This is a genomic window from Prevotella dentalis DSM 3688 (assembly GCF_000242335.1).
Classification (GTDB): Bacteria; Bacteroidota; Bacteroidia; order Bacteroidales; family Bacteroidaceae; genus Prevotella; species Prevotella seregens.
Genome location: NC_019960.1, coordinates 94,082 through 118,400 on the forward strand (window position 1 = coordinate 94,082; position 24,319 = coordinate 118,400).

Below are 24,319 nucleotides of genomic sequence, written 5' to 3' on the forward strand. Positions count from 1 at the left end.
ATGGATTACTTGACGATATACTTCTTGCCGTTCTTGATGACTACACCCTTGTAGCTCTTGCCCACGCGCTGGCCGGCAAGGTTGTAGGTGGCGTCGTTGTCGGCCTTGCTCTGAGGCAGGAGGGACACGCCTGTGGTGGTGCCGTCGAAGACGAAGTTCAGGACTTTGGCGCCAGCCTGTGTGCTCACGGGCAGGTAGGCCGAGTGGGCACGCACGGTGGTACCCTCGGTGGACACGGCGAAGAAGCCGGTGTTGTTGTTCTGGTTGGCCAGCACGTAGTAGGTGGTGGTGGCGTCAGAGGCAATGGCTGTCTCGGCGGTCACGCCCACGAAAGCATTGTCGCTGTTCTTGGTCAGGCCGTCGGCCACGTAGGCATTGGCCGTGGCGGCGCCTCCGGCCAGACTTCTCAGCAGCACGCCCTCGCCGGCAGCCACGTTGTAGATGCGGGTCAGTGTTACGGTGTTGTCGGCCACGGCAGCCTTGTAGGCGGCGATGGGGGCATCCTGTGCAAGCACGAGATCGCTCTCGCCGCAGTAGGTGGCCATGCCGGCATCAGTCACGCTGAGGGCCGTGGTTTGCAGGTCGGACAGCTTCATCAGGCGCACGTCGCCGAAGCCGGCCCAGCCGGCCACGTTCTGATGGTTCACCTGGGCGCAGTACCACTCCAGTGTCACGTCGCCGCCATAGGTGGTGAACTCCAGAGAGTAGTCGTTCCAGCCGCGGCCGAACACACCGCCTTGGTTGCCGATTTCCTGCAGTTCCATGTCAGCGCCATTGGCTCTGAGGTGGGTGTTCATGTTGGCCGCTGCACGCGATTTCACGGTGAACAGGTATTTTCCAGCCTCCAGCGAGAGGGTCTTGGTGGCGTGCTGGTTGTTGGCCGAGCCGTTGTAATAGTCGAAGTAACCGTATTCATGGTTGCCCTCGGAGTCGGTCCACGACTCTGCGCTAAGCACGCCCAGGTTGCCTCCGCCTTGGCTGGCCGTCCATTCGCCCACGTTGGGGAAAGCGGCTTTCTTGCCGGTGAAGTCGTAAACATAGACCTGTGAAGCGCTGGCCACGCCCTCGGCCTTACCCTGAGACTCGTAGGCGGCGCGGATGGCTTTCTGCAAAGCCGTGCGGGCAGCCGTTGCTTCTGCAGCGGTGGCGGGCCGTGCAATCACAGCCGTGGTCATGGCTTCGAGCTTGGATGCTGCGGCATACGGCAGGGTATTCGGGCTGGGAACGTCTTGCTTGAGGGCGGCCCAGTCATTGTAAGCCGGGGCAGCCTGCTTGAAAGCATCGATGGCTTCTTGCAGCTTTGCGGTGGCAGCCTCATAGCCGGAGGTGATGTTGGCGTAGGTGTTGACGGCACTTTCCAGGTTGGTTCTCTCGTTGCCCGACACGTTGACATAGGTGGCTTCGTTCAGAATGTTCTGTGCCTCGGTCATCGACAAGTCGAAAATGGTCTTGACATCGGCGTAGCGTGTCACAGTGGTGGTGCCGAAAATGCCCCAGCCCATTCCTATGAAGTTGGGAAAGTCTACGGCCAGTTCGAGCTTGCCGTCGTCGCCCACGTAGCAGTACACCTCGTTGGCATACTTGCCGTCAGCGAAGGCAGCATTGGCCTCTGACACGCTGTTGGGCTTGTTGTCGGCCACGCGCTCCTCGGCCCAGCCCTTGATACGGGCCTGCTCGCCGTTGGCCACGATGTAGGCATTGGAGTTGATGGTGATGTCGGCATGCTTTGCCACGCACCAGGCATTGCTGCCGTTGCGATAGAAAGCGGGGATGGTCACCTTGTAAAGGCCTTTGGCAACCCCCTCGATGGTGTAGGCGAAGCGGCCGGTGCCTTGGTAAACCTCGCGGGGAGAACCGTTGGAAGCCTTGCTTCCGTCCCGTCTGGCGGAGAATCCATAGTCCGTCGGGGCGATGGTGTAGGCCGTTGTTGCACCGTAGTTTGAAGCAAGGATTGCAAGGAAATTGTCGGGCGTGACATTGCTCATGTCTGCTGCGGCAATGACGTTGGCATAGTTGGCGTTCGTGTACGCATTGACCATGGCATTGCGCTCTTCGGTGGTCTTCAAGGTCCAGACGGTGGCTTCTTCGACATTGTCGGTCTTGGTGACGTACTCGCCGAGCGGGCCCGTGCGGTGGGTCATGTACTTGCCGTTGACCGAGAAGATGAAGCCGTTGGCCACTTGGGTGGAAGTTGCCGTCCAGGCTACGGCGGTGCCGCCGTCGGTGTACACGCCGTCATTGATGTAGACGTTGCCGTTCCAGTCGGTCGGCGAAAGGGTGTAGGCATCGTTGGCAAAGGTTGCCTTGACGGGAATGCCATACTTGTCGGCCGTGGTCTCCGTGCCCCAGGCAGCGCCGCGGGAGAGGAACACTTGATGCGTGGCATCGTAGAGATAGTAGGTGCCGTCAGCGAAGGCACCGCCGTTCTGTGCATTTGCTCCGACTGTGGCCAGTAAGGACAGCGAAGCGAATAGTGCGGAAAAATGTTTCATAAACGCTTGTTTGGTTATTGATATGTGTTTAAGATAGGGTGACAAATTGCAAGTCGTGAAACGTTCACGGCACAAAGATAGGCAAAAGATTTGGTAATAAGCGGAAAAAATACACTTTTTTTTTGAGACGATGGCATTTTTTTGTGGGAAAAAAAAAAAAGGAATCACCGAAGTAATTCCTTTTTGCGTGCGCTTCAGGATGGGCTTGAACCAACGACCCCCTGATTAACAGTCAGGTGCTCTAACCAACTGAGCTACTGAAGCAGTGCTTTTGTTTTGCGGTTGCAAAGGTAGAAAGTTTCGCCGAAACCTCCAAACAAAATCGAAGAAAAAAATGAAATAAGCCGAAAAAAGTTTGCCTGTCGCCATAAATTCCATACCTTTGCAAGCCGTGAAGACGACGGCGAGAGCCATAAAAAAGATGGAAATGAAGAAGATTTTCGCAATTGCCTGTTGCTGCATGGCCGTATGGAGCGGTTGGGCCCAGAGCGACCACGACTTCAAGGTGGCCAAGAATCTTGACGTGCTGAACGTGATTTATAAGAATCTCGACATGATGTACGTGGACACGCTCGATGCCGACGAGGTGGTGGGCAACGGCATCAATGCCATGTTGCAGAGCCTGGATCCTTACACGGTGTACTATCCCGAGGACAAGCAGAAAGACCTGAAGATGATGCTTCAGGGCAAGTATGCGGGCATCGGGGCCCTGATACGCTATAACTTCAAGCTCGGACGCGTGTGCATCGACGAACCTTACGAGAATATGCCTGCCGCCGAAGTGGGGTTGAAGAAAGGCGACGTCATCCTGAGTATAGACGGTGAAGATATGACCAAGCGCGACAATGCCTACGTGAGCGACCACCTGCGTGGCGACGCCGGAACCACGTTTGAACTGAGGATTCACCGCCCCTCGACCCAGCGCGACATGAAGTTCAAGGTGACGCGCCGGTCGATTCAGCTGCCTTCCGTACCTTATTATGGTGTGCAGTCCAACGGTCTGGGTTATCTTAACCTGAACAGTTTCACCGAGGGCTGCGGCAAAGAGGTGCGCAATGCCATCATCGAGATGAAGAAAGCAGGGATGCGCGGCCTCGTGTTCGACCTGCGCGGCAACGGCGGCGGCTCGGAGCAGGAGGCCGTAAACATCGTGAATTGCTTTGTGCCCAAGGGTCGCCTGGTGGTGTCGAACCGAGGCAAGCTGCAGCGGGTGAACCGCGACTACCGCACGGCGGTGGAGCCGGTGGACACGTTGCTGCCGGTGGTGGTGCTGGTGAACGGCAGTTCGGCGTCGGCCTCGGAGATAACGAGCGGAGCCCTGCAAGACATGGATCGGGCTGTTGTCATGGGCACCAAGACCTACGGCAAGGGCCTCGTGCAGTCCATGATCGACCTGCCCTACAATGGCCAGATGAAGCTCACCACCAACAAATACTATATTCCTTCGGGCCGCTGCATCCAGAAAATCAACTACAAGCATGCCGACGGCGGCTCTACGGAGGTGGTGGCCGACTCGCTCACCAAGACGTTCTACACAGCCGGCGGCCGACCGGTCAAGGATGGTGGAGGCATTGAACCCGACGTGGAAGTCAAGGCCGACTCGCTGCCCAGCATCACTTATTACCTGGCCGGCGTGCGCGATTCGGCCGAGGTGCTCAATGATTACGTGGTGGATTACATTGCCCGTCATCCCACGATTGCACCGGCGGCCGACTTCGAGTTGAGCGACGCCGACTACGAAGACTTCAAGCAACGTGTGCTCGCCAGCAGTTTCAAGTACGACGCCATGAGCGACAAGACACTCGAGAACCTCGAAAAAGTGGCTCGCTTCGAGGGCTATTACGAGGAGGCCAAGCCCGAATTCGAGGCCTTGAAAAAGAAGCTGAAGCCCAACCTGGCCAAGGATCTCGACTTTAATAAATTGAGTATCAAGGAGCTCCTCACCGGCGACATCGTGGCCGCCTACTACTATCAGCGGGGTGCCGTTCAGAACACTTTGCGCACCGACAAGCAGGTTAAGGCCGCCTTCGACCTGCTCCTCGACTCCGCCAAATACCACTCCCTGCTCCGGCCGCAGAAAGAAGAGGCGAAGTGACAACTCTATATAATAAGGAGAAATAGATATGGTTCCATCCGCGAAAAATCATGCTCAAGAAAGTCGCAAACTACAGTTTGCAGTTCTTGCCATTGGTGCTACGGCTGCAAAGCTGCAAGTTTCACCGACTGTGGTCTATAACAGATTGCAAAGATTGGGGCTTGTACGGAGGCTGCTCTTCGATTGTTACGACATACTGCATGCAGAGAGTATCGACGGTGTGGTGTGGAATGTCACGGAGGCACTGAAGAACTGGGAATCAGAAGAAAAGGAGGAAGCTATATGATTTTGTATCATGGTTCCAGCGTTGCGGTGGACAAACCGCTGGTTCAGGTGGGCTGTCCGGCACTTGATTTCGGCCCCGGCTTTTATCTTACCCGGCTGAAAGAACAGGCAGAACGCTGGGCCAGGCGAGTTTGTGTGGTTCGTCACAGTGCCCATCCGGTGCTCAGCATTTACGAATGGGACGAAAAAGCCTTTGTCAAAAACTCTTTCCGGCATCTGTGTCTTCCTGATTACAACCAGGTTTGACTCGATTTTATCGTGGCCAGTCGGTGTGGAGAACAGCCATGGAAAGATTATGATGTGGTTGAGGGCGGCGTGGCCAACGATCAGGTTATCGACACCGTTGAGGACTATTATGTGGGCTGCATCACAGCCGAACAGGCGTTGGGACAGTTGCAGTTTGCCAGACCTACTCATCAAATGTGCATTAACAGACAATCTGCCATCGACCACTGCTTGCTTTTTGCGGGGATTGAAGAAGTAAAGATATAGAGCCATGAGAGACCAAGTATTGTGGAGAAAGACAGCCCGGATTATCCAGTTGGCAGCCGAAGAACTCGACGTGTCTGTGGAAAGGGCCATGGATATGTTCTATAACTCGGAGACATTTGCCTTGTTGGACAATCCGGACAGTGGTCTGCAACTGATGGGCGACCGATATGTGCTGGATAGTTTCTTGCGAGAACTGGCCTCGCAGCAGCCATAACCATGTCGTTCGATTTTGCCATGTAACAGCTTTTCGGGGACAGTTGGGCATGAATAGCGCGCAATAATTGCCATTTCTCTTGCGTAGTTCTGTTTTTATCGCTATCTTTGCACCCGAATCCAAGTTTTTGGTATTGAACATCATAGAGAGACATCAGCGTCCGCAGCATTTCTCCAACAATAATAAAGGGATGTGCGTAGCACAGGGAAAGATGAATTTTCCTGCAAATTTTTCGTCGAATTGTTTGGTAGTTCCAAATAATTTGCTACTCTCTCTCTCTCTCTCTCTCTCTCTCAAGCCACTGGCGTAACCTCTCTCTAAAACACTTACGCGTACGCGCGCGAGGCGAACCACGCGCAACCCCAATAGGCAAAGGACTCCCCGGAGTTTCCTTTGCTCCACTTTTCGTGCCCTTTTCGCAGCCGGACGAAAAGGGAAATAAGCAGCTTTTAAGCACTCAAAAAGCAAGTTAAATCCAAACTAAAATGAAGCGTATAAACATGAAAACAAAAAAAGAGCAAGACAAGCACAGGCAACCCTATGTCTGCCCCAACTGCGAGGTCGTCGCCGTGGAGAACGAAAACACCATCCTTGCCGGCAGTCCGGCAGTTCAGCCTGGTGGTGGAGGCCCCGTAGGCAACAAAGGCAGCGTCAGCATCGAGGGCCCAGTGGAGGATGACGACGACACGGAAATCTCCGGAGCCAAAAAGTCCACCGTCTGGGACGCGTGGGAAGAGTGATAAAAGTAAAAGAGTAAAAGGTGCTGTCGCGATCCCTCCTTTCCTCTGCGCCTCTGCGTGAGCCATACTCGTGTAGCTCCCACGCAGAGACGCGGAGGAAAGGAGAAGCAGGAACGGAGCCACTCTTAAGACAAGCAGACCATTAAGAAAACAAGCAAGTGAGTCAGCAAGCAAGCTGACAAGTAGACAACGATTAAACAACAAGCAACAACCATGATAAGATTCAAGGAATATTTGGAGCGCAGGGCCCGCAGGGCGGCGTTCATGAGTGTGTGCCTTGCGGTGCTCGCAGTTTTCGGCGGGCTCTTCCTCGGCTCGTGCGCCAACGAGGATTTGGGCAAAGACAATGACAAGAATGGAGGCGACAAGGGAGCCGCCGTAAGCTTCAACGTGAGCGAGGCGCAGAACGATGCACAAAAGGCCGCCGCCAAGACCATGCCGGGCATGCCCGTGACGCGCGCGGCGTTCAGCGAGCAGCTGGGCATGATGAACCTCACACCCGAGGACCTCACCACACAGAGGCTCTCCGTGCAGGGAGCCGCCGGCACCGACCTCTGCCTCATCGAGACCACCACGCCCGGCGTCAATCCCATGCGACAGGACAACCGCACGATGACAGCCCGCACGGCGGCGACCACAGGCAAGGAAGACACCGATGCTGCGACCCGCGCCAACATCACCACGATGACCACTTTGGGGCACTTTACCACCATCGGCTACCGCGGTACATCAGCAACCAGCATCAGCAACACACCGTGGTTCCACGACAAGGACACCAACCCCGACGGCACACTCGTGAACACGATCTATTGGTGGGCCGCCCAGCCTTTCGGCAAGTTCTTTGCCATAGCCCCGCGTGAGGCCTCAAGCTACACCAGGCTCAAAATCTCGCCCGACACCTACGCCGGCACACCCTACGTGGACTTCGAGGTGGAGCCCGACGTGAAGAACCAGAAAGACCTCATGACCGCCTGCTCGGGCCTCGTGCATTACGACACGCCGAACGTGGCCCCGCGGACCGACCTCCGTTTCCGCCACGCCCTGACGGCCGTGCGCTTCAAGGTGGGCCAGAACCTGTCGTACAGCAAGACCATCACCAAGGTGGAAATCATCGGGGCCAAGAACAAGGGCCGCTACGTCCTGCCCACCAACGGCACGAGCACCGGTACCTGGAGCAGCCTCGATGCCTCCACGGCCACCTTCACCCTCGGCGGCGACGGCACCGTGAACGTAAGCACCCAAAAGGCCGTGAACCAACTCATCACGGGTGTCAACAACAACGACAACTACACGTTCTACATGATTCCGCAGGAACTCACCGGCAAAGGCGTGAAAGTGAAGATAACTTTTGCTGACAGTTCCACGCCCATCGAGGTAGAACTCACCGGCAGGTGGAAGCCCGGCACGACAAAGACCTACGCCCTCTCGCAGAATACGTCCACATGGGACTACCAGCTCACCACCACCAGCCCCGCCGCCGTGGCCTACAACATCGCCACGACCGGTGACTACACCATCCTGAGCTACCGCGAGGACCCCGTCAGCCACGTGCAGCAGCCTGTGAAGTGGAAGATCGTGGGCTACGATGCCGACGGCGACGGCACTTTCGCCATAAGCGAGAAGCCCGCCTGGCTCACCGGCCTGAGCAAGACCGAGGGCGACGGCAGCACCACGGCCATGAGCGTGGAGAGCGGAACGGCCACCGTCAGGACAACCGACATCATCGACTCCCTTGCCGTCTACAACCAGAAGTTTCAGACAGCCACATCGAGAGGCACTTCGGGCGCCCCTTACGACCTGTCCATGCACGACTTCAAGGGCAACCCCACGGCGCAGCAGAACACGGCCAACTCGTATCTCATCTCCGCCCCGGGCTGGTACAAGATACCATTGGTCTATGGCAATGCCATCAAGAACGGGGCAAACAACACAGGGGCGTACACTTGCTCTGAAAGTCCCTACATGCAGCGGTCACAGTACAAAACGAGAAAAGTTTGGAATCCATATGTGGGGAAATTAGTGGATGAACCGTATTGGGAGGAATGGGACCTCATATTACATCATTTCACGGTCCATAACGATGCCCCCATCACCTCGCCCTACATCAACGTGCAGAACGCCGCCGACCCCGCCACGCAGGCCTACATCGTCTGGAGCGACCAGAGCGGCATCGTGGAGGCCGCCAGCCTTCAGGTGACGGGCAGCGGCCAGAACTCCTGGCTCAACTTCCACGTGCCCGCCGACAAGATCAAGAACGGCAATGCCGTCGTTGGCATTAAAAACGCCTCGGGGCAGGTTTTGTGGAGCTGGCATCTGTGGTTCGATTACGACGACGCATTGGATCCCATTCCGGTAACCAACTATAACAACATCATTTATACATTTTCCAAGCATCCCGTCGGCTTTGCCTGGCGCCAATGGCTGGAAACCACCTACAAGCAGCCCCGCTCCGTCAAGGCCCGGGTGGAGCAGGAAGTGGGCCAGACCGGCAACAAACAGACGAGCGACATCACGATTACGCAGGATGCCGGCAGAGACCGGGTACCCTCCTCCACGCTCTACCAGTGGGGCCGCAAGGATGCCTTCCCGGGTGTAGAAGAGGTGAGCGACGGTGCCAACCCTGTCTTTACCCTCTCCAGCGACCTTCCCCTCGGTTATGCCATCGGTCATCCCGAGCAGTTTTTGGAATTTCATAATATCCAGGATTTCTTCATGGTGGAGCAAAATTGGTATTCCAGGATATATCTCAATCTCTGGTCAAACAAGCGGGGAGAGGGCATTTCCAACCACCAAGTCATCAAGACCATCTATGATCCCAGCCCTGTCGGCTTCAAGGTACCCCCATCCGGTGCCCATAACGGCTTCAGCCGCAAGGGCCATATGGTGACTGACCCGGCCGATTACAACGTCAAAGGCGGATGGGACGTGGGATGGCACTTCTACAACAAGCTCTCCAATCCCGACAAGACCGTATTCTTCCCGGCAACCGGCACCCGATACCATTACGACGGCACGCTGCACCATGTGAAAGACTATGGCTACAGCTGGACGGCGTCTAATTATAGAGCCAATACTGGTTGGCTTGTGCCTCGGGGCATGGCCATGAGTTATTCTCATGATGTGGTGTATCCCGGAAATGCCGGCCAATGTGCGAACGGCCTCCCGGTTCATCCCATTAAGGATGAATGACGCATGGGCTGACGGCCGGCCCGGACGCTCGGCCATCCCCCCCCGCTCTTTGACATACTGACACACACGACGGAAACGAAAATCCGCGGCGCAGATTTGGAAGTATGATTGAAAGATAGTATCTTTGCCTACGGAATCATCAAAAGCAAAAATACATGGCATACGAAACTGTGAAATACCGCAATCGTGAGGAAGCAGCCGAGGCCCTGCGCAAGATGATGCAGCGCAAGCGCGAGTGGGTGGAGAAGACGGAGCGCGAGTTTGAGGAACTCGCCAAGTTAAGGACAACCAATGCCTAACTAAGGTCTGCACAACGATGAAAGCGCTCGACCTGAATCGCTTGAACGTGCGTACACCCTATTCCGTATGGCCCGTAGGCAAGCAGGCCTATGGTTTCAAGACGGCTTACGGTGTGCAATACCGCATCGGATTCATTGACGACCAGACCATTTGGCAGCACGGAGCCTATGAGTTCGGCATTGTGAACGAGAACGGGCGACAACCGCCAAGCCATGCGCGACCGCCTGTTCCTGCGCTGGTTCGAGGAATATGAGCATCGCGGCAAGTTCGTAATCAAAGTATCAAAGATAACGGCAGAGGGTGTGGACAACTATGCCGCTGTCATCGTCCAGCGGAACAATCCGCAGCTTGAGCAAATCATCCACGACTTTGAGCAGTTTGTAGGGTTCTTCCAGAGCAAGCCAGAGTAACGCAAGCCGACAATATCATTTTCTCTTCCGTCCCACGCCCTTGAATGGAGCGTGGGACGGTTGTTTTCCACCGTTTGCCAGGATTTTTGTTTTCCGTCGTGTGTGGTTCATTCCCGAAGTGTTCACTCCTCCGACGATGTTGCGGACACACAGGGGCGTGTGTCCCTACGTTGTGCGGCGCATGGGGAATTGAAAGACAACGCCCAATCGCATAGGATTTGATGAAAGACAACGAACAACAACCGAAAACAACGCTGCGCCGCGGTATTGCTGTTGTTATGAGTTGTTATCCGTTGTCTTTGTCAACCCATAAAAAACGGGAAGTGAACATTTCCCGTGGGAAATTTGTCCAAGACAACGGGAAGTGAGCGTTGACGGCCGTCGATTCGTCCAAGACAACGGATTGGGCGTTTCTCCCACGGGAAAACGACACAAAATATTTTTTAACCCTTAAGACCAAAAAACTATGACTGAAGAAATTGTAACTATCAGACTGGCAGGCATCAACAACGGTGCGCACTACAACTTCATGAGCAACGTGGCCGAGAAGGCGAAGGTCGACGAGGCTGTGTATGGCAAGGCCAAGTCGCAGACCGACGCGCTGGTGTCGGCCCTTGCGCAGGAGAACGAGGACCTGATGCTGAGCCGCAAGAGCTCGTTGAGCGACACGATTGCCGAGGCCGACCGCCAGCGCGATGCCTACTACCGCGGCTACCGCAACGGCGTGCGGAGCTTCCGCTCGTTCCCCGCGGGGGCGCAGAAGACGGCGGCGGACACGCTGTGGCAGCACATGACGGACCATGGCATCGAGCCGAAGATGCAGCTCGACCGCGAGACGGGCCTGCTGACCAACCTCGTGGAGGACCTTCAGGGTCGTCTGGCCCCGCAGGTGGCGGCTCTCGGGCTGAAACCTTTCGTTGACGGGATGAAAGCGGCCAACGAGACGGTCCGCACGTCGCTCTCGGGGCGCGACACGGAGCAGTCGGGGCTGACGCTTGGGGCCCTGAAAGCCTCGCGTGCGAAGACGGATGAGGCCTACCTCTCGCTCGTGCGTCGCGTCAACGCGCATGCCGAGATAGAGGGCGCGGGCGATTACTTCGTGTTCATCACCTACGTGAACGAGCAGATCAAGCGTTTCAAGGAGCAGGTGCTGCCCTCGGGAAAAGGTTCCGGCAAAGGTACGGGTTCCGGCAAGGGCTCGAAAGGTTCTGGAACAGGCAAGGGCTCCGGCAAGTCTTCGGTCAAGAAGCAGCTGTCTCTGCTCATCCCGACTTTCGAGACAGCTCAGGGGCTGGCTGCCGGCTCGCTGGCGTATGCCGGTCACACGGGCGAGCTGCCGGACGGCACGAAGCTCTACCTGCTCTACGTGGACGGCAACCCCGACAAGTTCGTCTGGGTGAAGATCGACGGCGACCACTTGTCCAAGGTGGACTATCTGGCCGGGGCAGGGAAGCCGGGCGGCGTGAAATAGGATATACTCAATATATCATGTTTTTATAATATCTCTTTTTTACGCGGACTGTGTCGTGAGACACGGCCCGCGATTCTTTTAGACAGAACAAGATATTGAGTATATGGCTGCGCAGTGGGGTTTTAGACATAACAACATATTGAACATATAGCTGCGCAGTGGGGTTTTAGACATAACAACATATTGGACATATAGCTGCGCGATGGAAAGGAGCACGCCGATTCCATGCGGGGCGTTTTTCTCACAGATTGCACGGATTTCTCAGATGCTGCGCGAGAGTGCGACATTGGGTTTTAGCGTAGGGGGGGGCGGCCTCCGTGCCGCCCTGCACGCCAAAACCACACTGAACTCCTGTGCACATTCACTGCGCAGCTATATGTTCAAATATGTTGTTCTGTCTAAAAGACCGGCGCGGAATGGGGTTGGTTCTGTCTGAAAAATAACGGAGGTGTGTGTCTTTTTTGGAAGAAAAAGGCGTAAACAGTTGTGGGAACAGGATAAAAGTCGTAACTTTGCAGCGTTCAGTGGAATGAGGGGCTCCGGGAGAGCTCCTCATTCTTTTTATAATAACATCTTATGATAGACAAGAACGTCGTTAGAAAACTGGTGGAAGAGTGGCTGGAAGGCAAGGAGTATTTTCTGGTCGATGTGGCAGTCAGCCCGGATGACAAGATTACGGTGGAGATAGACCACGCCGATGGAGTCTACATCAACGACTGCGTGGAGCTCAGCAAATACATAGAGGACCGTCTCGACCGAGAGCAGGAAGACTATGAGCTCGAGGTGGGGTCGGCCGGTCTGGGCCAGCCTTTCAAGGTGGAACAGCAGTATGCCAACTTCATCGGCGAGCCGGTGGAGGTGCTGGGCGCCGACGGCAAGAAAGTGCGCGGAACGCTCAAGAGCGTCGCCGGGCGCGACTTCGTGGTGTCTGTCAACGAGAAAGTGAAGCTCGAAGGAAAGAAGCGTCCCGTGATGATGGACGTGGATCATGCCTTCAATATGGACGAAGTGAAATATACTAAATACTTAATCAGTTTCAAATAAGCTATGGCAGCAAGAAAGAAAGACGACGGGCAAGTGAGCATGATCGACTCGTTCCGCGAATTCAAGGACACGAAGAACATCGACCGCACCACACTCGTGAGCGTGCTGGAGGAGAGTTTCCGCAATGTGCTTGCAAAGATATATGGCAGTGACGAGAACTTCGACGTCATCGTGAACCCCGACAAGGGCGACTTCGAGATTTACCGCAACCGCGTGGTTGTGGCCAACGGCGAGGTGGAAGACGAGAACAAACAGATTAGTCTGGCCGACGCACAGAAGATAGAATCCGACTACGAGGAGGGTGAGGAAGTGTCCGAACCCGTGAACTTCGCCAAGTTCGGGCGCCGCGCCATCCTCACCCTGCGCCAGACGCTGGCCAGCAAAATCCTGGAGTTGGAGCACGACTCGCTCTACAACAAGTACAAGGATCGCGTGGGCCAGGTGATTTCTGCCGAAGTCTATCAGATTTGGAAGCGCGAGGTGTTGCTTGTCGACGACGAGAACAACGAGCTGATTCTGCCCAAGTCGGAGCAGATCCCTGCCGACCAGTACCGTAAGGGCGAGACCGTGCGGGCCGTCATCGAGCGCGTGGACAACGAGAACAACAACCCCAAGATTATCCTTTCACGCACCAGCCCCACGTTCTTGGAGCGTCTGCTTGAGCATGAGGTGCCCGAGATTGCCGACGGTCTCATCGCCATCAAGAAGATAGCCCGCATGCCGGGCGAGCGGGCCAAGGTGGCCGTGGAGAGCTATGACGACCGCATCGATCCCGTGGGCGCCTGCGTGGGTGTGCGCGGCAGCCGTGTGCACGGTATCGTGCGTGAGCTCTGCAATGAGAACATCGACGTCATCAACTGGACGGCCAACACCAAGCTCTTCATCCAGCGCGCGCTGAGCCCCGCCACCATTTCCAGCATCACCCTCGACGAGGAGAACAGGAAAGCCGACGTGTACCTGCAGCCCGAAGAGGTGAGCCTGGCCATCGGTCGCGGCGGCCTGAACATCAAGCTGGCTTCCATGCTCACCGAATATACCATCGACGTTTACCGCGTGGTGAACGGCAATGAGCAGACGCAGGACGAGGACGACGTGTACCTGGAGCAGTTCAATGACGAGATAGACCAGTGGATCATCGACGCCATCAAGTCCATTGGTCTCGACACGGCCAAGGCCGTGCTCAACGCCCCCCGTGAGATGCTCGTGGAGAAAGCCGACCTCGAAGAGGAGACCGTGGACCACGTGCTCGACGTGCTGCGCCGCGAGTTTGAGAGCTAAATCAGCGAAAGCGTAAGAAGAAAAGGGTAAAAGAGTAAAAGGGAAAACAACTTAATCGTAAATGAGGTAAAAGCAAAGGGCGAGTTTCCTTTTACTTTTTTACCTTGACAAGGAGAATATATGAGCATCAGATTAAATAAAGCATTACGTGAATTGAACATAGGAATTCAAACGGCAGTTGAGTTCCTGGAGAAGAAGAATGAGCTGGGCGAAGTGAAGGCCGACCTGAGTTTCAAGCTCAACGACCAGCAATATGCTGCGCTCGTCGACGCTTTCAAGCAGGACGCCGCCGTGCGCAGCGAGGCGGAGAAGCTCTTCAAGAAGCCCAAGGAGAAGAAGCGCGTGGAGACTAAGAAGGAAGACCAGCGCGCCGAAAGCCTGCTGGAGTCGAACGTTCGCCAGCAATACAAGCCTCTGGGCAAGATAGATCTCGACCACCTCGGACAGAAGCCCGCAGCCCCCGAGACTGTTGCTCCCCAGCCCGAGAAGGCTCCCGAGACGAAGGCTGCTGCCGTCAGCCCGGTTCCCGCAGAGCCCGTCGAGGAGGCTCCCAAGGCCGTCGAGGCCGAGCCGCAGGCCCCCCCCGCCGCTCCGGCCCCTGCCGAGACCCAGGCGGAGCCCGCTTCCACCGCACAGTCTGCCGCCACTACCGAGCCCGAACCCCAGCTCGAGGCCGCACAGCCCGCCGTGGCTGAGGCCGAAACCAAGGAGGAACCCAAGGTGTTCCAGCTCAAGAGCGAGAAGAAAATTCTCAATGCTCCCAAGGTGAATGTGCTGGGCAAGATAGACCTCGACGCCCTGAACCAGAGCACCCGCCCCAAGAAAAAGAGCAAGGAGGAGAAGCGCAAGGAGCGTGAGGACAGGGCCAAGCAGGGCACCAGCAGCGGCGAGCGCCGGAAACGCCAGCGCATCAACAAGGAGCGCGTGGACATCAACGCCGCCGTCAACCAGCAGCCCAGCCCGCGCAACGGCGGAGGCAACAACGCCGGAAATGCCGCGGCCGGCAAGAAGAGCAAGAGCCGCAAGCGCAGCCAGAAACCGCTGGAGGTGAACGAGGAGGACGTGGCACGCCAGGTGAAAGAGACGCTTGCACGCCTCACCAGCAAGCAGAGCCAGACCAAGAAAGGCGCCAAATACCGCAAGGAGAAGCGCGAGGCCGTGCAGGAGAAGCTCTCGGCCGAGGCCAAGGCCGAGCGCAAGGAGAGCAAGATACTGAAGCTAACGGAGTTTGTTACCGTGTCCGAGCTGGCCACGATGATGAACGTCGGCGTCACCCAGGTTATCTCCACGCTGATGAGCATCGGCGTGATGGCTTCCATCAACCAGCGTCTCGATGCCGAGACCATCAACCTCGTGGCCGACGAGTTCGGCTTCAAGACCGAATACGTGAGCGCCGAGGTGCAGGAGGCCGTGAGCGTGGAGGAGGACGATGAGAGCGACCTGCTGCCGCGTGCTCCGATTGTGACCGTCATGGGCCACGTGGACCACGGCAAGACTTCACTGCTCGACCACATCCGAAGCACCAATGTCATTGCCGGCGAGGCCGGCGGCATCACCCAGCATATCGGCGCCTACAACGTGACGCTGGCCAACGGCCGCAAGATCACGTTCCTCGACACGCCGGGCCACGAAGCTTTCACGGCCATGCGTGCCCGCGGTGCCCAGGTCACCGACATTGCCATCATCATCGTCGCTGCCGACGACTCCGTGATGCCCACCACCAAGGAGGCCATCGCCCATGCCCAGGCAGCCGGCGTGCCCATGGTGTTTGCCATCAACAAGATAGACAAGCCGGGAGCCAACCCCGACAAGATACGCGAGGACCTGTCGCAGATGAATCTGCTCGTCGAGGAGTGGGGCGGCAAGTACCAGTGCCAGGAAATCAGCGCCAAAAAAGGCATCGGCGTGGACGAGTTGCTGGAGAAAGTGCTGCTCGAAGCCGACATGCTCGACCTCAAGGCCAACCCCAACCGCAAGGCCACGGGTACCATCATCGAGAGCTCGCTCGACAAGGGACGCGGCTATGTGAGCACTGTTCTCGTGAGCAACGGCACGCTGCGCGTGGGCGACTACGTGATTGCCGGCACCTGCTGGGGCCGCATCAAAGCCATGTTCAACGAGCGCAACCAGCGCATGGACGAGGCCCGTCCCTCCGAGCCCTGCATCATTTTGGGTCTCAACGGCGCGCCCACGGCCGGCGACCAGTTCCATGTACTCGACACCGAACAGGAGGTACGCGACATCGCCAACAAGCGCGAACAGCTGCAGCGCGAGCAGAGTCTGCGCACGCAGACCCGCCTGACGCTGAGCGACATCTCCCACCGCATTGCCCGCGGAGAGTTCCACGAACTCAACATCATCGTCAAGGGCGATACCGACGGCTCCATCGAGGCGCTGAGCGATTCGTTCATCAAGCTCTCCACGGAGAAAGTACAGGTCAACGTCATCTACAAGGCCGTGGGCCAGATTTCGGAGAGCGACGTCACGCTGGCCGATGCCTCCGACGCCATCATCGTGGGCTTCCAGGTGCGTCCGTCGGCTGCCGCACGCAAGTTGGCCGATGCCGACGGGGTGGACATCAACACCTACTCGGTCATCTACGACGCGCTCGACGACGTGAAGGCCGCCATGGTGGGCATGCTCGACAAGGTGAAGAAAGAGATTGTCACCGGTCAGGTTGAGGTGAAGCAGGTCTACAAGATTTCCAAGGTGGGCACCGTGGCCGGCGGTCTCGTCACCGAAGGCAAGGTGCACAACAAGGACAAGGCCCGCGTGGTGCGCGACGGCATCGTGGTGCACACGGCTCCCATCGCTGCCCTGAAGCGTTACAAGGACGACGTGAAGGAGGTGGTGACCGGACTGGAATGCGGTCTTTCGCTCGTCAACTACAACGACATCCAGGCCGGCGACATCCTCGAAACCTTCACCGAAATCGAGGTGGAGCAGAAGCTCTGACGGCCCGCGGCACTGCCGCCGCGCCGCCATGGCCCCGCCACGACGGCGTAACGGCGCTGCGATTGCGGCGTAATCGCGCTGCGTCTGCGGCCTTTTCGCGACGTCTTTACGGCGTAAAGGCAACGCCCCCGCGGGCTTGCCACCCTGCGGCCGCAGCCCGGCCCAACCAGCCCCACGGATTGGCGCGGTGGTGAATCTGTTTGGTTCATGCCGTGAATCAACTTGATTTGCGCAAAGAATCAGTTTGGTTCACGTCATGAATCAAATTGTTTTATGCGCGCATAGATAACAAATGTGACTGCAAACATTGTGGCATGGTCATTGCCCGACCATGATTAGATATGGAAACAAAGCAAAAAGATACAGAGAAAAACGGATATGTCAGGCAGGTGGCAGAGCGCAAATACGAGTTCGGCTTCACCACCGACGTCGAGACCGACGTCATTCCCAAGGGCCTGAACGAGGATGTCGTGCGCCTCATCTCCCGCAAGAAGGGCGAGCCCGACTGGCTGCTGGAGTTCCGGCTGGAGGCCTACCGCTACTGGAAGACGCTCTCCATGCCCACTTGGGGACACGTGCACGTGCCCGAAATCGACTTTCAAGGCATCTCCTACTATGCCGACCCCCTGGCCAAGAAGCCCCAGAACAAGGAGATAGACCCCGAGCTGGAGAAGACCTTCGACAAGCTCGGCATCCCCCTCGAGGAGCGGCTGGCCCTGAGCGGAACGGCTGTGGACGCCATCATGGACTCGGTGTCGGTGAAGACCACGTTCAAGAAACAGCTGGCCGAACGGGGTGTTATCTTCTCGTCCATCGGCGAGGCCGTGAAAGACCATCCCGAGTTGGTGCGCCGGTATCTGGGCAGCGTGGTGCCTTTCCGCGACAACTTCACGGCCGCCCTCAACTCGGCCGTGTTCAGTGACGGCTCGTTTGTCTACATCCCCAAGGGCGTGCGCTGCCCCATGGAGCTGAGCAGCTACTTCCGTATCAACGCCCGCAACACCGGCCAGTTCGAGCGCACGCTTATCGTGGCCGACGACAACGCCTACGTGTCCTATCTCGAAGGCTGCACCGCCCCCATGCGCGACGAGAACCAGCTGCACGCCGCCGTGGTGGAGATAGTGGTGATGGACAATGCTGAGGTGAAGTATTCCACCGTGCAGAACTGGTATCCTGGCGACGAGCAGGGCCGTGGCGGCGTGCTCAACCTGGTGACCAAGCGCGGCGACTGCCGTGGCGTGAACTCCAAACTCTCGTGGACACAGGTGGAGACGGGCTCGGCCATCACGTGGAAATATCCCAGTTGCGTGCTCCGCGGCGACGGCTCGCAGGCCGAGTTCTACAGTGTGGCCGTGACCAATCATTACCAGGAAGCCGACACCGGCACCAAGATGATACACATGGGCAAGAACACCAAGTCGACCATCATTTCCAAGGGCATCTCGGCCGGCCACAGCCAGAACTCCTACCGGGGACTGGTGCGTGCCACGCCCAACACCGACAACGCGCGCAACTACAGCTCGTGCGACTCGCTGCTGCTGGGCTCTGAATGCGGCGCCCACACTTTCCCCTACATGGACATTCACAACGACACGGCCGTGGTGGAACACGAGGCTACGACCTCGAAAATCTCGGAAGACCAGCTCTTCTACTGCAACCAGCGCGGCATTCCCACCGAGGATGCCGTGGGCCTCATCGTCAACGGCTATGCCAAGGACGTGCTCAACAAACTCCCGATGGAGTTTGCCGTCGAGGCGCAGAAGCTGTTGTCGGTGTCGCTGGAGGGAACGGTCGGGTAATTCATAATTCAAAATTCACAATTCAAAATTCATCTTTCTGTATCCGCAATGATGTTAGAGGTTAGAAATTTGCATGCCACAATAGCTGGCAAAGAGATACTCAAGGGCATCGACCTGACCGTGAACGACGGCGAGGTGCACGCCATCATGGGCCCCAACGGCTCGGGCAAGTCCACGCTGAGCGCGGTGCTCACGGGCAATCCGCTGTACACCGTCACTGAGGGCACGGCCCTGTTCAACGGCAAGAACCTGCTCGAACTGAAACCCGAGGAGCGTGCCTGCGAGGGCTTGTTCCTCTCGTTTCAGTATCCCGTGGAGATTCCCGGCGTATCGATGGTCAACTTTATGAAGGCCGCCGTCAACGCCCGTCGCAAGTATCACGGCCTGGAGCCGCTCAATGCGGCCGACTTCCTGAAGCTGATGAAAGAGAAGCGCGAAATTGTCGAGCTCGACGCCAAGCTCTCGCGTCGGTCGGTGAACGAGGGCTTCTCGGGCGGCGAGAAGAAGCGCAACGAGATATTCCAGATGGCCATGCTCAACCCCACGCTCAGCATTCTCGACGAAACCGACTCTGGATTGGACGTAGATGCCATGCGCATCGTGGCCGACGGGGTAAACAAACTCTTCACCCCGGAGAAGTCGATTATCGTCATTACCCACTACGATCGGCTGCTCGACATGATTAAGCCCTCGGTGGTTCACGTGCTCTACAACGGTCGCATCGTGCGCACCGACGGCTCCGAGCTGGCCAAAGAGATAGAAAAACGAGGGTACGACTGGATTAAAGAGGAGGCCGACGCCAGGTTCGGGAAGTGAGTCTGAAGTGGGGAGACTGATGGGGGCAGGGAGTTAAGGAGTGAGGACAAATGCTTCTTGGCCTCTCTGTCTCCCTAACTCCATCACTCCTTAACTCCCTAACTACATCACTCCCAAACTCCAAAATAGGAAAGAATGAACAGCGAGAAACAATACATAGACCTTTATGGTCAGGCCCGGCAGGTGCTCTTCGACCACTCGGCCGCCGTGCTCAATGCCGTGCGCGACCGGGCTTTCGAGGATTTCAAGGCGCAGGGGCTGCCCACCCGCAAGGTGGAACGCTACAAGTACACCGACATGCAGCAGCTGTTTGCACCCGACTACGGGCTCAACCTGAACCGCATCGAGATTCCCATCAACCCCTACAAGGCTTTCAGCTGCAGCGTGCCCAACTTGAGCACCTCGCTCTACTTCGTCGTCAACGACGAGTTCTACCGCAAGCAGCAGACCAAGGCCTCGCTGCCCGAGGGCGTCATTGTGGGCAGCTTGAGGGAGGCGGCTGAGAAAAATCCCGGTTTCATCGAGAAATATTATGCCCGTCTGGCCCGCACCGGCGAGGATGGCGTGACGGCCCTCAACACCATGCTGGCCCAGGACGGACTGCTCGTCTACGTGCCGCGCAACGTCAGGGTGGAGCGCGCCATACAGGTGGTCAACATCCTGCGGTCCGACGTAGACCTGATGGTGAACCGCCGCGTACTCATCGTGATGGAGGAGGGGGCCGAGGCCAAGCTGCTTTTCTGCGACGACTCGGCCGACGACCGCCACTTCCTCGGTACGCAGGTCATCGAGGCTTATGTGGGTGAGAACGCCGGCCTGGACCTCTATTGCCTGGAGGAGACGCATGCCAAGAACGTGCGTGTGTCCAACGTCTACATCGAGCAGCAGGCCCACAGCCGCGTCAACCACAACGTCATCACTCTGCACAATGGCGTGACAAGGAACAAGCTCGACCTGGTGTTCAAGGGCGAAGGAGCCGAGTGTTGGTGCAACGGCTGCGTCATTGCCGACAAGGAACAACGCGTGGACAACAACACGTTGATTGACCATCGGGTGGGCTGCTGTGACTCGCACGAGCTCTATAAATACGTGCTTGACGACAAGGCTGTGGGTGCTTTCGCCGGACTGGTGCTGGTGCGCAAGGACGCGCAGAAGACCACTTCGCAGGAGACCAACCAGAATCTCTGCATGACGCGCACGGCGCACATGTACACGCAGCCCATGCTCGAGATCTATGCAGACGACGTAAAGTGTGCCCATGGCTCCACTGTGGGCCAGCTTAACGATGCCGCCCTCTTCTATATGCAGCAGCGCGGCATCGACCAGCACGAGGCCAAACTGCTGCTCGAATTTGCTTTTGTGGGCGAAGTCATCGACCAAATCAAGCTCGAGCCCCTGCGCGAACGTCTCCATCACCTCGTGGAAAAACGCTTCCGTGGCGAGCTCAACAAGTGTGAGGGGTGCAGAATGTGTTTGTAATTCAAAATTCAGAATGCAAAATTCAAAATGGGCTCGCGCGACGTTAACAAGCCATATCCTTTCGTTCGGCAGTTTGTACGTCGCACCATCCCATTTTGAATTTTGAATGATGACTTTAGAATCGCTCCGTTTTTCCCCTTTCGCTCGTCTAATTTTGAATGATGACTTTTGAATAGCCAACGGTCTCTATATTACTTTGCCGTCCGTCTAATTTTGAATTTTGAATGATGAATTTTGAATTGCCAACGGTCTCTGTATTGCTTTGTCGCTCGTCTAATTTTGAATGATGAATTTTGAATTGCCAACGGTCTCTGTATTGCTTTGTCGCTCGTCTAATTTTGAATTTTGAATTATGAATTTTGAATTGCCAAGGCTTTCCTTTCCCATCCTCTCCCGCACCATCTACGACCGGCCGTTGGTCTATCTCGACAATGCGGCCACCACGCAGAAACCGCTGTGCGTGCTCGATGCCATGCGCGAGGAATACCTCAATGTCAATGCCAACGTGCACCGTGGCGTGCATTGGATGAGTCAGCAGGCCACCGAATTGCATGAGCAGGCGCGCGAGACGGTGCGCCGTTTTCTCCATGCGGCCGGCACCACCGAGATAGTCTTTACCCGCGGCACCACCGAAGGCCTCAACCTTGTGGCCAGCAGTTACGGCGAGGCTTTCATGGAAGAGGGCGACGAAGTGATAGTCTCCACCATGGAACACCACTCCAATATTGTGCCCTGGCAGCTGTTGGGGCGCCGCAAGGGCACCGTGCTCAAGGTGATTCCCATGACCGACGATGGCGTGCTCGACCTCGAAGCCTACGAGCGTTTCTTCACGCCGAAGACCAAAATAGTGAGCATAGCCCATGTGAGCAACGTGCTCGGCACGGTGAATCCGGTGAAAGAGATGGTGCGCATCGCCCATGCCCACGGTGTGCCCGTAGTGGTCGACGGAGCGCAGAGTGCCCCCCATTTTGCGGTGGACGTGCAGGACATCGACTGCGACTTCTTCGTTTTCAGTGGCCATAAGGTCTATGGCCCCACGGGCATCGGCGTGCTCTATGGCAAGGAAGCATGGCTCGACAAACTGCCGCCTTATCAGGGCGGCGGGGAGATGATTGGGCGCGTGAGCTTTGAAGAGACCACTTTCGAGCGGCCGCCGCTGAAGTTTGAGGCCGGTACGCCCGACTATGTGGCCACCCACGGACTGGCCGTGGCACTCGACTATGTGTCTGAACTGGGTCTCGACAACATAGCCGCCTACGAGCGTGAACTGACCCGTTACGCCCTCGAAAGGCTCCATTCCATCGAGAATATCCATATCTATGGCCCTCGGTCGAGAGAGGCTGTGATAAGTTTCAACGTGGGCAACATCCATCACATGGACATGGGTACGCTGCTCGACCGCCTCGGCATCGCCGTGCGCACCGGCCATCACTGTGCCCAGCCGCTCATGGACCGTTTGGGAGTGTCCGGTACGGTTCGCGCCTCTTTCGCCCTCTACAACACCCGTGACGAGGTTGACGCGCTTGTCGCCGGCATCGAACGGGTGAGCAAGATGTTCTGACCATGCTTGCTCCACACTTTTATCCCCATTTCATCGAGGCTGGCTGCGACGAGGCCGGGCGCGGATGTCTGGCCGGAAGCGTGTATGCTGCGGCCGTCATCCTGCCCTCCGACTACGACAATCCGGAGCTCAACGACTCCAAAAAGCTCTCACCGCACAGGCGCATGGCCCTGCGCGAGCAGATCGAGCGCGAGGCTTTGAGCTGGGCCATTGGCGTGGTGACTCCCGATGAAATCGATGAAATCAATATCCTGCATGCCAGCTTTCTGGCCATGCACCGGGCCATAGACCAGCTCGATGTACGCCCCGAGGCCCTGATTATCGACGGCAATCGCTTCGACCCCTACAAGCCTTCCGAGGGGCAGCCCGCCGGCGGCCGTCGCCGGCGAATCCCCGTGCGCCCCGACGATCCGGGGGTGTTGCCCCACACCTGCATGGTAAAAGGCGACGGTCGCTTCCAAGCCATCGCCGCCGCCAGCATCCTGGCCAAGACGTATCGCGACGACTACATGGATATATTGGCCGGGCAATATCCCGTGTACGACTGGCAGCAGAACAAGGGCTACCCTACCGCCCGGCATCGTGAGGCCATTGCGAGGTACGGAATCAGCCCATTCCATCGCCGCAGCTTCCGCCTGTTGCCCTTGGACGAACCGGAGATTGACTTTGGAACGGAGGGCACGGATGGGTGAGTTGAGGACGAAGCCGCAGCTCGTGCCCGCGCCGGTACGCTCGCACATCGGCGGCTGGCTGGCCTTGATTCGGCTGCTGGCCGACGGGCACGGACATTCCGTGAGGGAACTGGCAACCGCCATGGGCACCTCCACGCGCAACTTCTATTATGCGTTGGAAGCCCTCAGACAGGCGGGCATCAACCTGTTGCACCGCGGCCGGAGCTATGCCCTCGACCCTCGGTCGCCCTTTTGGAACGACCTCGCGGGCTGCGTGGATTTCACCCATGACGAGGCAGCCTATCTGCACCGGCTGCTCATCGCCTCGGCCGATCCTCATGCACTGGCCGACGGCGCACGCAGCAAGCTCGAACGGTTCTACGATCTGCCCACCGACGAGGGGGCGCGGCTGCACCACCAACAGTTTGTCAATACCGAACAGCTGGAGCGGGCCATGGCCATGCGCAGGGTCGTCATCCTGCACGGCTATGCCTCGCCCCACAGCCGGAGCATCGCCGATCGGGTGGTCGAGCCTTTCCTTTTTCAAGGCGACAAGGCCGACGTGCGGGCCTATGAAATCAAGAGTCATCAGAACAAAACGTTCAAGATAGCCCGCATCGGGCAGGTGGAGGTGGTGGACACGCCGTGGTTCAACGAGGCGTTCCACCGCGAAGTGTTTACCGATCTCTTTATGTTCAGCGGCGAAGAGCGCCATGCCGTGAGTCTGAGACTCAGTTTGCTGGCCTACCGGCTGCTGCTTGAGGAGTACCCGCAGGCGGCCTCGCAAACCGTGCAGGAGGACGCGCACCATTGGCGGCTCGACACCGATGTGGCCAGCTACGTGGGCATATCGCGGTTTGTTCTCGGCCTGTTCGACGAGATAGAAGTGGTTGCCGGCGACGGGCTGCGCGACTATTTGCACAAGCGTATTGCCCGAATGACGGCCAATTTGTAGGCAGAAATCGCCTTTTTGAGAGACAATTTGCTATATATTGTTACTTTTTTCAGCCAAATTGTAAGATTCCCTC

Annotated in this window: 19 protein-coding genes, 1 tRNA gene and 1 pseudogene; 19 read left to right on the forward strand and 2 right to left on the reverse strand. The window is 57.3% G+C overall.

The window, feature by feature from the left end:
- Positions 1-5: 5 nt before the first annotated feature.
- Positions 6-2,492 carry a hypothetical protein gene (locus PREDE_RS00295; RefSeq protein WP_005845660.1) on the reverse strand — a complete coding sequence of 829 codons (2,487 nt, stop codon included), beginning with the start codon at positions 2,490-2,492 and terminating at the stop codon, positions 6-8.
- Between the two features lie 190 nt (positions 2,493-2,682).
- Positions 2,683-2,756: transfer RNA gene (locus tag PREDE_RS00300), tRNA-Asn, on the reverse strand.
- Between the two features lie 163 nt (positions 2,757-2,919).
- Here PREDE_RS00300 and PREDE_RS00305 point away from each other — a divergent pair.
- From PREDE_RS00305 to PREDE_RS00385, 19 genes and pseudogenes are all read left to right on the forward strand, one after another.
- A complete protein-coding gene (locus PREDE_RS00305) occupies positions 2,920-4,587 on the forward strand; it encodes a S41 family peptidase (RefSeq protein WP_407635994.1) in 1,668 nt (555 codons plus the stop codon).
- 28 nt (positions 4,588-4,615) lie between these two features.
- Positions 4,616-4,873: a DUF3791 domain-containing protein gene (locus PREDE_RS13350; protein ID WP_015298318.1), complete on the forward strand. Its 258-nt coding sequence runs from the start codon at positions 4,616-4,618 to the stop codon at positions 4,871-4,873.
- Positions 4,870-5,364, forward strand: a pseudogene (locus tag PREDE_RS13355) (DUF3990 domain-containing protein). The gene PREDE_RS13350 and the pseudogene PREDE_RS13355 overlap by 4 nt, the downstream one beginning before the upstream one ends.
- Before the next feature lie 4 nt (positions 5,365-5,368).
- Entirely contained in the window at positions 5,369-5,578 is a 210-nt protein-coding gene (locus tag PREDE_RS00315) for a hypothetical protein (protein ID WP_005845670.1), read from the forward strand.
- Between the two features lie 485 nt (positions 5,579-6,063).
- Positions 6,064-6,318, forward strand: a complete 255-nt coding sequence (locus PREDE_RS00320) for a hypothetical protein (protein ID WP_015298319.1) — start codon at positions 6,064-6,066, stop codon at positions 6,316-6,318.
- A gap of 213 nt (positions 6,319-6,531) precedes the next feature.
- Entirely contained in the window at positions 6,532-9,507 is a 2,976-nt protein-coding gene (locus PREDE_RS00325; RefSeq protein WP_015298320.1) for a fimbrillin family protein, read from the forward strand.
- A 155-nt stretch (positions 9,508-9,662) separates the two neighbouring features.
- Positions 9,663-9,806, forward strand: a complete 144-nt coding sequence (locus tag PREDE_RS14010) for a hypothetical protein (RefSeq protein ID WP_005845676.1) — start codon at positions 9,663-9,665, stop codon at positions 9,804-9,806.
- Between the two features lie 17 nt (positions 9,807-9,823).
- Positions 9,824-10,060: a hypothetical protein gene (locus PREDE_RS14210; protein WP_235777495.1), complete on the forward strand. Its 237-nt coding sequence runs from the start codon at positions 9,824-9,826 to the stop codon at positions 10,058-10,060.
- Positions 10,020-10,217 carry a DUF6169 family protein gene (locus tag PREDE_RS14215; protein WP_005845678.1) on the forward strand — a complete coding sequence of 66 codons (198 nt, stop codon included), beginning with the start codon at positions 10,020-10,022 and terminating at the stop codon, positions 10,215-10,217. Before PREDE_RS14210 ends, PREDE_RS14215 begins: the two co-directional genes overlap by 41 nt.
- 466 nt (positions 10,218-10,683) lie before the next feature.
- Entirely contained in the window at positions 10,684-11,688 is a 1,005-nt protein-coding gene (locus PREDE_RS00340; RefSeq protein WP_005845682.1) for a DUF6261 family protein, read from the forward strand.
- Positions 11,689-12,264: 576 nt separating this feature from the next.
- A complete protein-coding gene (rimP, locus tag PREDE_RS00345; protein WP_005845684.1) occupies positions 12,265-12,732 on the forward strand; it encodes a ribosome assembly cofactor RimP in 468 nt (155 codons plus the stop codon).
- Between the two features lie 3 nt (positions 12,733-12,735).
- Positions 12,736-14,010 (forward strand): transcription termination factor NusA, encoded by a 1,275-nt coding sequence (nusA, locus tag PREDE_RS00350; protein WP_005845686.1) that lies wholly within the window; start codon positions 12,736-12,738, stop codon positions 14,008-14,010.
- Positions 14,011-14,130: 120 nt separating this feature from the next.
- Complete coding sequence (gene infB / locus PREDE_RS00355; RefSeq protein WP_005845687.1) at positions 14,131-16,965, forward strand: translation initiation factor IF-2; 2,835 nt, start codon at positions 14,131-14,133, stop codon at positions 16,963-16,965.
- Between the two features lie 341 nt (positions 16,966-17,306).
- Positions 17,307-18,764 carry a Fe-S cluster assembly protein SufB gene (sufB, locus tag PREDE_RS00360; protein ID WP_005845689.1) on the forward strand — a complete coding sequence of 486 codons (1,458 nt, stop codon included), beginning with the start codon at positions 17,307-17,309 and terminating at the stop codon, positions 18,762-18,764.
- Between the two features lie 51 nt (positions 18,765-18,815).
- Positions 18,816-19,580 (forward strand): Fe-S cluster assembly ATPase SufC, encoded by a 765-nt coding sequence (gene sufC / locus PREDE_RS00365; RefSeq protein WP_044126933.1) that lies wholly within the window; start codon positions 18,816-18,818, stop codon positions 19,578-19,580.
- Positions 19,581-19,715: 135 nt separating this feature from the next.
- Entirely contained in the window at positions 19,716-21,059 is a 1,344-nt protein-coding gene (sufD, locus tag PREDE_RS00370) for a Fe-S cluster assembly protein SufD (RefSeq protein WP_005845693.1), read from the forward strand.
- A 352-nt stretch (positions 21,060-21,411) separates the two neighbouring features.
- A complete protein-coding gene (locus PREDE_RS00375; RefSeq protein ID WP_005845695.1) occupies positions 21,412-22,620 on the forward strand; it encodes a cysteine desulfurase in 1,209 nt (402 codons plus the stop codon).
- A 2-nt stretch (positions 22,621-22,622) separates the two neighbouring features.
- Positions 22,623-23,312 (forward strand): ribonuclease HII, encoded by a 690-nt coding sequence (locus PREDE_RS00380; protein WP_005845697.1) that lies wholly within the window; start codon positions 22,623-22,625, stop codon positions 23,310-23,312.
- The gene (locus tag PREDE_RS00385) at positions 23,305-24,246 is read left to right on the forward strand and encodes a helix-turn-helix transcriptional regulator (RefSeq protein WP_005845699.1); all 942 of its coding nucleotides are present in this window, start codon (positions 23,305-23,307) and stop codon (positions 24,244-24,246) included. Before PREDE_RS00380 ends, PREDE_RS00385 begins: the two co-directional genes overlap by 8 nt.
- Positions 24,247-24,319 lie beyond the last annotated feature (73 nt).